This is a genomic window from Bacillus sp. FJAT-26390 (assembly GCF_001682865.1).
GTDB lineage: Bacteria > Bacillota > Bacilli > Paenibacillales > Paenibacillaceae > Pristimantibacillus.
In genome coordinates this window covers 42,076-55,163 of the sequence record NZ_MAQX01000035.1, presented here as the reverse complement: position 1 = coordinate 55,163, position 13,088 = coordinate 42,076, and the positions used below count along the sequence as shown (strand labels likewise).

Annotated in this window: 11 protein-coding genes; all 11 read left to right on the top strand. The window is 53.3% G+C overall.

Annotated elements, in window-relative coordinates; all coding sequences use genetic code 11:
• Positions 1-166 precede the first annotated feature (166 nt).
• The gene (locus tag A7975_RS29440; RefSeq protein WP_082198537.1) at positions 167-1,579 is read left to right on the top strand and encodes an LLM class flavin-dependent oxidoreductase; all 1,413 of its coding nucleotides are present in this window, start codon (positions 167-169) and stop codon (positions 1,577-1,579) included.
• A gap of 31 nt (positions 1,580-1,610) precedes the next feature.
• Positions 1,611-3,281, top strand: a complete 1,671-nt coding sequence (locus tag A7975_RS29435; RefSeq protein ID WP_065387512.1) for an ABC transporter substrate-binding protein — start codon at positions 1,611-1,613, stop codon at positions 3,279-3,281.
• Between the two features lie 35 nt (positions 3,282-3,316).
• Entirely contained in the window at positions 3,317-4,243 is a 927-nt protein-coding gene (locus tag A7975_RS29430; RefSeq protein ID WP_053374301.1) for an ABC transporter permease, read from the top strand.
• Positions 4,244-4,260: 17 nt separating this feature from the next.
• Positions 4,261-5,154: an ABC transporter permease gene (locus tag A7975_RS29425; RefSeq protein ID WP_053374302.1), complete on the top strand. Its 894-nt coding sequence runs from the start codon at positions 4,261-4,263 to the stop codon at positions 5,152-5,154.
• Positions 5,155-5,168: 14 nt separating this feature from the next.
• The gene (locus A7975_RS29420; protein ID WP_065387511.1) at positions 5,169-7,202 is read left to right on the top strand and encodes an ABC transporter ATP-binding protein; all 2,034 of its coding nucleotides are present in this window, start codon (positions 5,169-5,171) and stop codon (positions 7,200-7,202) included.
• A 140-nt stretch (positions 7,203-7,342) separates the two neighbouring features.
• Positions 7,343-8,182, top strand: coding sequence for an STM4015 family protein (locus tag A7975_RS29415; protein WP_176707843.1), 840 nt, complete (start codon positions 7,343-7,345; stop codon positions 8,180-8,182).
• Positions 8,155-9,408, top strand: a complete 1,254-nt coding sequence (locus tag A7975_RS29410) for an STM4014 family protein (protein ID WP_369688971.1) — start codon at positions 8,155-8,157, stop codon at positions 9,406-9,408. The genes A7975_RS29415 and A7975_RS29410 overlap by 28 nt, the downstream gene beginning before the upstream one ends.
• 6 nt (positions 9,409-9,414) lie before the next feature.
• Positions 9,415-10,200 (top strand): STM4013/SEN3800 family hydrolase, encoded by a 786-nt coding sequence (locus tag A7975_RS29405; protein ID WP_065387508.1) that lies wholly within the window; start codon positions 9,415-9,417, stop codon positions 10,198-10,200.
• A gap of 16 nt (positions 10,201-10,216) precedes the next feature.
• Positions 10,217-11,572: an STM4012 family radical SAM protein gene (locus tag A7975_RS29400; RefSeq protein WP_255314615.1), complete on the top strand. Its 1,356-nt coding sequence runs from the start codon at positions 10,217-10,219 to the stop codon at positions 11,570-11,572.
• Positions 11,569-12,432: an STM4011 family radical SAM protein gene (locus A7975_RS29395; protein ID WP_065387506.1), complete on the top strand. Its 864-nt coding sequence runs from the start codon at positions 11,569-11,571 to the stop codon at positions 12,430-12,432. Before A7975_RS29400 ends, A7975_RS29395 begins: the two co-directional genes overlap by 4 nt.
• Before the next feature lie 211 nt (positions 12,433-12,643).
• Positions 12,644-13,066 carry a hypothetical protein gene (locus tag A7975_RS29390; protein ID WP_065387505.1) on the top strand — a complete coding sequence of 141 codons (423 nt, stop codon included), beginning with the start codon at positions 12,644-12,646 and terminating at the stop codon, positions 13,064-13,066.
• Positions 13,067-13,088: the final 22 nt, after the last annotated feature.

Below are 13,088 nucleotides of genomic sequence, written 5' to 3'. Positions count from 1 at the left end.
AGCGAGAACATTGAATTATTGAATATAGAAATAGAATTTATCTATTATGGCAGCAATTGACTGCGTTCGAACGAAGGTGATAGACTCATCTCATCATAATTCCAATAAAACCTATTTGAATTATATAGTATTCAAATATTTTAAAACATGAGGGGTGGAGATATTTATGGCGGAGCAAAAGAAACTTAGATTGGGTGCTATATTGCATGGTGCGGGAGGCAACTTCGCGGGCTGGAGACATCCGGATGCCGTAGCAAACGCGAGCGTTAATTTTGAGTTTTACAAGCAGCAGGCTATTAAGGCAGAGGAAGGGAAATTTGATTTCTTGTTCATTGCTGACGGCTTGTACATTAACGAAAAGTCCAATCCCCACTTCTTGAATCGCTTCGAGCCGATTACCATTTTGTCCGCGCTTGGCGCTGTCACTTCAAGAATCGGGCTGGTAGGCACCTTGTCTACTTCTTACAGCCAACCGTTTACCGTATCCAGACAGTTTTCTTCCCTTGATCATATTAGCGGAGGGCGCGCCGGCTGGAATGTCGTGACTTCTCCGCTTGAAGGCACAGCGCTCAACTACAGCATTCCGCTTGAGCAGCATCCCGACCACAGCAAACGTTATCGCATCGCTGCCGAGTATTTGAAGGTGGCCCGCGGCCTATGGGATTCATGGGAGGATGACGCGTTTGTACGCAATAAGGAAACCGGCGAGTTTTTTGATAAAAGCAAGCTGCACACGCTAAACCACGAAGGCGAGTTTTTCTCCGTCAAGGGACCGCTCAACATCGCGAGATCGAAGCAGGGGCAGCCGGTCGTATTCCAAGCAGGCTCATCGGAGAGCGGAAGAAACTTGGCAGCCGCCTCGGCTGATGCTATTTTTACGAACCACGAGACACTGGGGGAAGCGAGAGCCTTCTACCAGGATGTGAAGCGCAGAGCGGCGGAGCTCGGACGCTCGCCCGAAGAGATTCTTATTTTTCCGGGTATTGGCGTTATCGTCGGGGCAACGGATGAAGAAGCGGAGCGCAAATACGAGGAAGTGGCTCAATTGATCAGCATCGATAATGCGCTCGACAATTTGGGACGTTTTTTCGAGCATCATGATTTCAAGCAATATCCGCTGGATGGACCTTTCCCTGAGCTTGGCGAGCTAGGCAAAAACAGCTTCCAAAGCACAACGGACAAAATTAAGCGGGAGGCGAAGGAGCAGAGCTTAACGCTGCGCCAAGCTGCACTTCGTGCGGCAACGCCAAGAACGCCGTTTATCGGAACGCCGGAGAAGGTTGCGGACCTGATTCAAGAGTGGTTTGAGCAGGGCGCTATCGATGGATTTATTATCGGAGCGGGCGTTCCGACGGGGCTGGACGAATTTGTGGAGCTTGTTATTCCGGTACTGCAGCAGCGCGGCTTATTCCGCACCGAGTACGAGGCAGATACGCTGCGCGGCAACCTCGGCCTTGCGATTCCGACCAATCGATATACCGAGCAGCGCCTGAAGCAGCTGGAAGCTTTGGAGGATCAAGAGGCATCAGAAGCAGAAGCAGAAGCAGCATCAGCAGCGCAGGCGAACGGAGCATCGTAATTTAAATAGAAGGAACGGGGGAGATTTGGAGATGTTACAAAAACGAAAAAAATGGAAAACCGTTATTGCGCTTACGACAGCATTAGTACTGGTGCTGAGCGGCTGTGCGGGGACGAGCAAAACCGGCAGCAAAAACGATGGGGCGGCAGCAGGCTCAAGCACGAACACAACAGCGGCTGCCGGGCCGGTTAAAGGCGGGGAGCTGAGCTATGCGCTGGCCACGTCGCCGGATACGCTTGATCCGCATCGCAGCGGCTTGGCGGTGGCGGTTCGTGCCATTCGGACGATTCACGATAACCTTGTCGCCCAGCTTCCTGACGGCACGATCCAGCCTTGGCTGGCAACGGAGTGGGAAATTTCAGAGGATGGCAAGAGCTACACGTTCAAGCTGCGCCAAGACGTTAAATTCCATGACGGCACTCCGTTTAATGCGGAAGCGGTGAAATATAACTACGACCGGATTTTGAATCCGGAGACGAAAGCCGCTAATTCAGCCGCTTTGATCAGGCCTTACAAATCAGCCGAGGTCATTGACGAATATACGGTCAAGCTGAATTTGGAGACGCCTTCCAATGCGTTTCTAGGCAATCTCAGCCAAGCGCTGGTCAGCATCGTATCGCCAACCGCCGCGCAGAAGTACGGCGATCAGCTTGGCAAAAATCCGGTTGGAACGGGACCGTTTAAATTTGTGAGCTGGGAAGAAAATTCGCAAATTACGGTGGAGCGCAATCCCGATTACAAATGGGCACCGCCTCTCGTAGAGAACAAGGAAGCGCCATACCTTGATAAAGTCGTCTTTAAAATTGCTCCGGAGGAGGCTACTCGGATCGGAAGCGTGCAGAGCGGCCAAGTGCTGGCAGGCGAAACGATTCCGCCGCAAAATATTCTCGCGCTTGAGAAAGACGAGAAGCTTCAATTGTTCAAATCGAATACGCAGGGGCTGCCGTATACATTGTTCATCAACCAAACGAAAGCGCCATGGAATGAGCTCAAAGCAAGGCAGGCGCTTCAATCGGCCATTGATGTGGATGCAATCGTCAAAACGTTATATTTGGGCACGTATGACCGCGCTTGGTCGCCGCTTACGCCGGGAACCTTCGGCTACGACAAGTCGCTGGAGGGCGGCGTAAAGCCTGATTTAGACAAGGCAAATGCACTGCTAGACGAGCTGGGCTACGTGAAGGGCGCTGACGGCTTCCGTGCCAAAGACGGCAAGAAGCTGACGCTTCATTACGTCGACGGCTCGCCGAACCGCGAGAAAAGAAACGACATAGCCGCCATCATTCAGCAGCAGTTAAAGCAAATCGGCGTTGCCGTGGAAGTAGAAATTACGAAGGATGTTCGCACGATTGTGTACGAGAATGGCGACTACGATATTTACGGAAACAGCCAGGTTAACTCCGATCCTGAAGCGCTGCGCGCATTTTATCACTCGGATTCGGTCAGCGTAGCCGGCAAGCAAAACCTTTCCGCGTACAAAAACGCCGAAGTGGACAGCTGGATCGATCAAGGTCTGATCGAGAAAGACTCTGCGAAGCGGCAAGAGCTGTATGCCAACGTTCAGAAAGCGATTATCGATCAAGCGGTCATCATTCCGATCTATGTTTTCCCTTATACGATCGCAGCTTCGAAGACAGTGAACGGCATCAAGTTTGATTCGCTTGCTTATCCGTTGTTCAATGATGCGTTTATTCAAAAATAAGCAGTGGAAATCATCCTTCCAAAAGGAGGTAAGTGATGCTTAAAGCGATTAGTATTCGGTTGTTTACCTCCTTGCTCGTCATACTCGGCTCGCTCGTGCTCGTATTTGTTATCGTTTATTTGCTGCCGGGTGATCCGGTTATGTCTATGGTTGATCCAAGCACCGTGACGCCCGAGGTGATTGCGAGCCTGCGCGCGCAGCTTGGCGTTGATCGGCCGCTCTATGAACAGTTCGGCTCGTATGTAGCGAAGGTTTTGCAAGGTGATTTTGGCAAATCCATCGTAAATGACGAGCCGGTGCTGCCCAAAATCATTGCTCATTTGCCGGCGACGCTCGCTTTGACGGCCGCAAGCTGCTTTATAGCAGCCGTTGTCGGCATCTGGCTTGGGGTGCTGTCGGCGATTCACCGCGATCGCTGGATCGACATAACAGCAAGAATAGTAGGGTTGTTCGGCATTTCGATGCCAACCTTTTGGTCGGGTATTTTGCTTATTCTGATCTTCTCGATTACGCTCGACTGGTTTCCCGCGATGGGCTCGGAAGGCTGGAAGACGCTTGTTCTTCCGGCCATCGGGCTTGGCATTGTCGGAGCGGGCTTCGTCGTGCGGCTCGTCCGCAACAGCATGCTGGAAGTCATCAACGAGCCGTTTATCGTGACGCTGAGAGCGAAGGGCGTGTCGGAGAAGCTTGTCATGTACCGGCATGCGCTTCGCAACGCGCTTATTCCAGCCCTAACGATGATTGGCGTGCTTAGCGGCGAGCTGCTCGCGGGAACCGTCGTCATCGAAACGGTATTCTCCCGCCAAGGAATCGGGAGAGTCATATCGGATGCGCTTATGTCCAAGGATTTGCCTGTCGTGCAGGGAGTAGTCTTTTTCTCGGCCATCATGTACGTCGTCATCAATTTAATTGTGGACCTCTCCTATCGGATCATCGATCCGAGAGTAAGGCGTTCGCAATAAGCAAAGGGGAGCTTCACATGAAGGAGACCGCAGTCGTCAAGCCGGCCTGGCTGCGATATAGGGCAGCGCGCCGCTCGGCGCCTAAAGGGGCCACACTTAATGTATCCAACTTGCTTGTCTATCTAGCTGGTTTTATCGTGATCTTCATCGTATTGTGCGCGCTTATTCCCGAGCATATCGCTCCTTATTCGCCAACAGAAATGATCATGACCGATATTATGCTGCCGCCAAGCTTCACGCATTTGTTCGGCACGGATTATTACGGGCGCGACGTGTTTAGCGTAGTCGTCTATGGCAGCCGCGACTCGCTGATGATCGGTCTTGCATCGGTAATCGTCGGCGGAGTTCTGGGAGCGTCGATTGGCGCGCTGTCGGGGTTTCTTGGCGGCATATTCGATACGGTTATTATGGGCTTTATCGAGGTGCTAATGACGATTCCCGGCATACTATTCGCCCTAGCCATCGCGGCTGCGATGGGACCAAGCTTGTTTAACGTTGTGCTGGCGGTTGCTCTCTCGGCCGTTCCGGGTTATGCGAGAGTATTCCGCGGCCAAATCATGAGCGTCAAGGGGCGTCCGTTCATTACGGCGGCACGCTCGGTCGGGGCCGGCCATTTGCGCATTTTCTTCCGCCATGTTCTGCCGAATGCTTGGTCGCCGCTGCTCGTTATGGCTACGATCGGTTTAGGCACCTCCATTCTGATCGGATCGGGGCTAAGCTTTCTTGGGCTGGGCGTCATTAAGGAAATTCCCGATTGGGGCACGCTGCTGTCGCAGGGAAGAGGTTATTTGACGGTCGCTTGGTGGATGTCCACCTTCCCAGGCCTTGCCATTACTTTGCTGGTATTGTCGGTCAATCTGATGGGCGACAAGCTTAGAGACCATATTGATCCGAAGAAAAGCAGGGTTTAGGAGGAGGCATTCATTTGAAAACATTGCTTGAAATCGAGCATCTGACCGTCAAGTTTGCTACTCCGAAGGGCTGGTTGACCGCTATATCGGACGTATCGCTAAGCATGAAGCCGGGGGAGACGGTATGTCTCGTCGGTGAATCCGGCAGCGGCAAGACGATTACTTCCAAATCGGTCATGCGCTTGATCGATTATGAGAACGGCGTTATCGCAAGCGGCGAGATGAAGCTGGACGGCATCGATCTTGTGCGCACGCCGCAAAGAGGGATGCGAACGCTGCGCGGCAAAAAAATGGCGATGGTGTTTCAGGAGCCGATGTCTGCTTTTGATCCGGTGTTTACGATCGGCAGCCAGATTGTCGAGGTGATAGCCGGACATAAGCTCGGCAGCCGCGAGAAGGCGCGGGAGCGTGCAATCCATTTGCTCGGCCGCGTCGGCATACCAGAGCCGGAGCTTCGGATGAAGCAGTATCCGGGCGAGCTGTCCGGCGGCATGCTTCAGCGCGCGATGATTGCGATGGCGCTGGCCTGCGGCCCGGAGCTGCTTATTGCAGATGAGCCTACTACGGCGCTCGATATGACGATACAAGCGCAAATCTTGCAGCTGCTGCAGGAGCTGAAGGCAGAATTCAATATGTCCATTCTGCTTATAACGCATGATATGGGCATTGCCGCGGAAATGGCTGACCGCATAATCGTGATGTATGCCGGTCAAGTCGTTGAGGAGGCAACGGCCGAGCAGCTGTTCGAGCTGCCTCATCACCCTTACACGCAGGGCTTGCTTCGTTCCGTTACGACGCTGGACAGCGATAGAGGCTCGAAGCTGTTCTCCATTGATGGAAGCATTCCGAATTTGTTCGAGCTGCCGAGTGGCTGCCGCTTCCACCCAAGGTGTCCGCATGCAACAGAAAAATGCGTGAAGGAAAGCCCTCCTCTCTTTGACGTAAATGATCGTAAGGCAGCTTGCTGGTATGCAGAGGAACTGGCGGAGACGCAGGCTTGGAAGCGTTCAGAAAAGGCAAACACGTCTATAGCGGTTAAAGAAGCTGTGGAAGGCGATCATGAGGAAGCGGGAGCGGCTTTTGCGGAGAACCTATTTGAAATCGAAGGGCTGCGAAAATATTACCCGCTTGGCAAAAGCTTGCTCTCGCGTCACCCCTCTTCTATTCGAGCTGTCGATGATGTGACCTTCCAAATTCGCAAGGGGGAAACCTTTGGCCTCGTTGGCGAATCCGGCAGCGGCAAATCGACGCTGGGCCGCGTGATCATGCAGCTGGAGAAGGCTACGGCGGGCAAGGTGACCTTTGCCGGGCAGCAGTTGACTGAACTGAGACAATCACAGCTGCATGAGGTGCGCAAGGACATGCAGATGATCTTTCAAGATCCGTACGGCTCGATGAATCCGCGCTGGAGAGTTGGCGATATCATTGGGGAGCCGCTCTCGATCCACACCTCGCTCAGCGCAGCGGAGAGACAAACACGGATTGAAGAGCTGCTGCATGTCGTAGGCCTTAATCCATCCTCGCATGAGCGCTATCCGCATGAATTTTCCGGCGGCCAGCGGCAGCGCATCGGCATCGCCAGAGCGATCGCGCTGCGTCCCTCCTTCGTGCTTGCCGATGAAGCGGTATCGGCGCTTGATGTATCGGTGCAGGCGCAAATCGTCAATTTGATGCAGGATTTGCAGCAGAGCCTGGGGCTGACGTATTTGTTCATTGCCCATGGCCTTCACGTGGTCAGACATATCTCGAACCGGATCGGCGTCATGTACTTGGGCAAGCTTGTAGAAATTGCCGACAGCGAGGAGCTGTTCACGCACCCGGCGCATCACTATACGAAAGCGCTGATTGCCTCCATTCCTTGGCCGGACCCATCTCGCAAGAGAGGGCTGCTAACGATTGACGGCGAAATTCCGTCCCCCGCAAGTCCACCCTCAGGCTGTCGTTTTCATACCCGCTGCCCCGCAGCGACTGCGCTGTGCAAGAGCGAGCAGCCGGAGCTGCAAGAGATTGAGAAAGGGCACTGGGCAGCATGCCATTATCCCGCCTAGAAGCCGAGAGCCTCATTTACTGGGGTTCTAGGCTTTTTTTTCGTCTACGGGTAGGCACATATGACTAAGGGACCATTGACGTGCTGAAAAATGGCATGTTAACCTATTTCCATATGGAAACTATTGGAGGGATACTCTTGATTGAAATTCGCTTATCGGTTGGCTATGACGAGTATGAAGAAGGAATTAGAATGTCTAGCTTAATTGAAAAACTGGCATCGAGCGCGGATGGCGAGCAGCTGTCTATTCTAACGATTGGCGATTGGGGTCAGGCGTATGAGAATTCTCCAGATAGCTTTTTGGACACTTTGATCAGCCATAAGGATTCATTTCCTAACCTAACGAAACTATTCATTGGAGATATGGGCTTTGAGGAATGCGAGGTTTCCTGGATTAACCAGACTAATCTCTCCCCGCTGCTTGCGGCATTCCCGAATTTGCAGTCGTTATCGATTAAGGGCAGCCAAGAATTAAGCTTGCAGCCGCTCGTCCACGACAAGCTGCAGGAGCTGGTCATTATTTGCGGAGGACTGCCAAAGTCGGTGCTTGAGGAAATCGCGAGCGCGAGGCTGCCGGAATTGAAGCGGCTTGAGCTCTATTTGGGCGTCGAGGATTACGGCTTTGACGGCGGCATTGAGGACGTGCTGCCGCTGATGAAGGGTGAACTGTTTCCGAAGCTCACTTATTTGGGCTTGAAAGACAGCGGAATTCAGGATGAAATCGCGGTTGCGATTGCTGATGCGCCTATTTTGGACCAATTGGATACGCTGGATCTCTCATACGGTACGTTATCCGATGAAGGCGGGGAGGCACTGCTTGCAAGCGAGCGCATTAAGAAGCTGAAGCATCTTAACCTAAGCTATCATTATATGACGGGCGAGCTGCTGGAGCGCTGGAAGCAGTCGGGCTTGTCGGTTGACGTAACCGATCAGCAGGAAGCGGATGAAGATGATTGGCGTTATCCTTTCCTTACAGAGTGATGGGCAGCTATTCAGCAAAGAGCGACGGTGAGATTCCTTTTCTATTAATAGGGAATCCGGCGAACAAACGGACAATGGGCCTGCAGGCGGCAAGGAGCAAGCTGGGGCTGGCTCCGGCTGTTGTGCTTCCCTATGAGCAGCTGCTTAGTCGTTCCTTGTACATAGAAGATGTATTGCAACAATTTGCGGGAGACGAACCGATCATCGTACGACTCGATGCGCCTGGCGAGGATCAGGCGGTTGAGCGGGAGCTGATCGCATGGGGCGCGCCTGACCGGAGCGGCGACGATGTTTTCTGGTCAGCGGGCTCGCTGCCAGGCAGCATCTCGATTCCGGCGGCAGACGCCCTCGCCCTTCCTCAGCAGCATGGACGAATTTATTTTCCGGCGCAGTGGTACCGCGGGTATTGCCGGTTTCTTGCCGCTATGCAGCGGGAGGCTGGGGCTTCGAGAAAAGCTGTCCGCTGGGTCAATTCGCCCGGCAGCATCGCGAGCATGTTCGACAAAAGAAGCTGCTGGCAGCTATTGTCGCGCCAAGGCCTTCGCGTGCCGGCGCTGCCGGCGCCGGTTGGTACGATAAGAAGCTACGATCAGCTTCAAGCGGCAATCTCTGCTAGCGGCATGAGGCGGCTGTTCATTAAGCTCGCCTGCGGCTCCGGCGCTTCAGGCGTTATTGCCTATCAGATTAACCCGAGCACAGGCGCTGAGCTTGCGATTACGACCATTGGCGTAGAGGAGCATGCAGGAAGCAGCAGCTTTTACAATGCAGGTCTGCTTCGGCGCTACCGTGAGCATTCGGATATCCGGACGATTATCGATTGGGTGTGCAGGGAAGGCGCACATATTGAACGATGGATCGAGAAGGACAGCTTCGAGAGCAAGTCGTTTGACGTGCGCCAGCTCGTCGTGGACGGCGAGGCTTGCCATACGGTGCTGCGGCTGAGCATCACGCCCATTACTAATCTGCATCTTCGCAACGAGCGAAGAATGGATGTCGATGGGCTGCTTTCGGCAGAGGTGAAGCAGTCGGTGAAGCAGGCTGCGGAAGCTGCGCTCCGCGCTTTTCCGGGAAGCAGGACGGCGGGCGTGGATGTGCTCGTTCAGCGGGGCAGCGGACTTACCTATGCGATAGACATTAATCCATTTGGCGATTTGCTCTATGGTGCCGAGTACGAGGGGATGAACACCTATGAATGGCAAATGCGCAAGCTTCTCAGAAAGGAATAGCAACGTATGCCGGATATGAACCAAATCGTGGGCAGCCACGATATTTTGATGATTACGCTTGATACGCTGCGCTATGACGTGGCGAAGCTCGAGGAAGCGAACTGTCCGAATCTTTGCGCGGGCGGAGGCTGGGAGAAGCGGCATACGCCGGGCAGCTTTACCTATGCCGCCCACCATGCTTTTTTCGGCGGTTTTCTGCCCACTCCCGCGAACACGGACAAAGCCTCTCACGTGCGGCTTTTTCACACCAAAAATACAGGGCTCAAGACGCACCCTCATACATGGTTATTTGACGCTCCGGATCTCGTATCCGGCTTGCAGGAGGCTGGCTACCGGACGATCTGCATCGGAGGCGTCATTTTTTTTACGAAGAAAAATAAGCTTGCGAAGGTGCTGCCTAGTTATTTTCAAGAAAGCTATTGGCGGATGACCTTTGGGGTGACGAATCCGCGCTCAACCGAGCATCAGGTGAACCACGCGCTGAAGCTGCTAGAGCAGGCCGATCCCGCTGAGAAGCTGTTTTTGTTTATGAATATATCGGCTATGCACGGGCCTAATCACTACTTCGTGCTAGGCGCAAAGCAGGATTCCATAGAGACGCAGCGCGCAGCGCTTCGTTATGTGGACAGTCAGCTTGGCGTGTTATTCGAGGCGCTGCGGCGCAGGGGGAAAACGTTTTGCCTAGCGTTCTCCGATCATGGGACGGCGTATGGCGAGGACGGCTATGAGGGACATCGATTGGCTCATGAGGTCGTTTGGGATGTGCCTTATCGCGAGTTTATATTGGAATAAGGAGGGATGCAGCTTGCTGCAATCATCATCGCTAAAATCATCTGCCGAGCTGCGGGAGCGGGAGCAGCGCTTTACGCAGGCTCCATACCGTTCGTATTTGTATTCCTATCCGCATAAGACCGCTTATCGGGATTTGCAGCCCGCGCAATCGCTGAAGGAGCTGTGGGAGAAGGATCAAACGGACTATCACTTTTTGTATATGCACATTCCTTTTTGCGGGGCTCGCTGCGGATTTTGCAATCTATTTACACTGCCGGACCGGCGCGTCGATGTTCATGAGCAATATGTGGATGCGCTGCAGCGGCAGGCGGAGCAATGGGCACCTTGGTTTGAAAATCGCTCATTCTCCAGGTTCGCGATTGGCGGCGGAACGCCAACGCTGCTGGAAGCGGGCCAATTGAACCGGTTGTTCGATATTGCCGAGCATACGATGGGGCTTAACCCTATGCAGGCATCGATATCGGTAGAAACGTCGCCGGAGACGGTTACTGCCGACCGGATGCGCGTGCTGAAGGATAGGCACGTTGACCGCGTCAGCATGGGCATCCAAAGCTTCGTCGAGGAGGAAGCCTCCGCCATCTACCGTCCGCAGAAGCCGCGGCTTGCGGAGGAATCGTTGGAAACGCTGATGAGCTATCAATTTCCGCTCGTAAACGTAGATCTCATCTATGGCTTACCGGGGCAAAATGCGGACACCTGGCTGTATTCCCTAGAGAAGGCAATCAGCTATGCGCCTGGGGAGATATTTATATATCCGCTTTATACGCGTGAAAATACGATATTGAAGCCGGAGCAGATGCGCGGCAGAGGAGAGGATATTCGGCTCTCGCTCTATCATATTGCCCGCGAGCGTCTGGAGGCTGCCGGCTATAAGCAATATTCGATGAGGCGCTTCGCGAAGGATATCGTTTTTAACCATAAGAGCGTGCTGCCCTTCAGCTGTCAGGAGGAAGGGATGGTCGGCCTTGGCTGCGGCGCCCGTTCCTATACGCGCGATGTCCACTACGCTTCGCGTTACGGCGTAAGCACCGCTGCAACGAGAAGCATCATTGAGGAATATGTAACGGCTGAGAGCTACGACACGGCAGATTACGGTTTTGTCTTGAGCGAGGCGGAGCAAAAACGCAGATACGTTCTTAAGGCGCTGCTGCACCGGGAGGGATTGGAGCAATCCGCATACGAGCAACGCTTCGGGACCGATCTGCTTCTGGATCAGCCTGATTTGAATGAGCTGCTCGGCACGGGACTAGCTGAACTTGAGTCGGGCGTATTGCGGCTGACGACGCTTGGTTTGGCTTATTCGGACGCCATCGGGGATGAGCTGATTTCGGGCGAGGTAAGAGAGCTGATGAACGGGTACGTGATCCGATGAAGGCGGTGCTCTATTACCGCGGTGCAATGTCATCCTGCAATTATGACTGTCCGTATTGTCCCTTCAGCAAAACGAAGGATAGCAAAGAGACGCTTGCGAAGGATAAGCAGCAGCTTCATGCTTTCATGGAGTGGGTTCGTGAGCAAGGAGCAGCGGGCCATCAGCTGTCGATTTTTTTTAATCCTTACGGCGAAGCGCTCGTTCACCGCTGGTATCGCGATGCGATGATCGAGCTTTCCCATATGACGCATGTGAAGAAGGTAGCCGTACAGACGAACCTATCGGTTAAGCTTGATTGGACGCAGCAGCTTGCCAAGGACAAAGCAGCGTTCTGGGTAACGTATCATCCCGGCCAAACGGGCCAGGAGCAATTTCTAAGCCAGTGCAAGAAGCTTTATGAGCAGGGAATTTCGTTCAGCGTAGGCTCGGTTGGGATTCGAAGCGCGTTTGATGCGATTGCGCAGCTGCGGAAGCTGCTTCCGGAGGATGTCTACCTTTGGGTGAACGCTTATAAGGATCGGAAAGCCTATTATTCAGAGGAAGAGATCGCGTATTTAACGCAAATCGATCCACATTTCGGACTGAACGTCCCCGATTACGATAGCATAGGCAAGCCGTGCGGCGCAGGGGCGAATGTGTTTTACGTGCAGGGCGCCGGCATCGTCAAACGGTGCTACAGCGATCGAAGGGTTATCGGGCATCTCTACCGAGACGGATTGGAAGGATTAGCTGCCGAACGGGCTTGCGGGATGAAAAAATGCGGCTGTTACATCGGCTACATTCATATGCCGGAGCTCGGGCTGGAACGGGTTTATGGGGATCGGCTGCTGGAGCGAATACCGGCTGGTTTTGCTCGGTAAACGCCATTAACCGCGATCCAGATAGCCATGGATCAGTCGATGAGTCAAAATAAGAAGCTGCCGCGATCAGGTCATGCCCATGTGCCTTGCGGCGGCTTATTTTTGCTTGGCGGCAGTCATCGATTGCAATAAAATTTCTGATTTAGGAACCAAAATCCTTATTATGGTACAGTATTCGTAATAGACTATTTAAGAAGCTGGAGGTGCAGCTGTGTTAAATGTGTTCATAACGGTTAAGAGCTTAGGTAAGCGAAAAAACCATCTTGACCGTCTTGCATGGCTATTATCCGAAGTGCCGCTGACGCTGAAGGCGTTAATTATCGACATGGTGACAACGAATGTCCGGCAGCTCAATGAACGGAAGACCGAGACGCCGCTTGTTCCTTTTCTGACGCAGGGCGATATCGAGCAGCTTGGCCAGAGCGGGAAAATTGGCTTCGGCGCGCTCTATAACGAGAAGAAAGCAGACGAGAAAGAGGCCATTTCAACGGCTATACTCGCTTTTGAGGACGGTTTATATCGGGTGTTTATTAACGGAAATGAGATAGAGCAACTGGATGATGCGCTTACGCTGCATGAAGGCGATGAAATTGCGTTCGTTCGGTTTACGATGCTGGCGGGCAGCACGTGGTAGAGCGAAACGAAGGAGGCTGCGA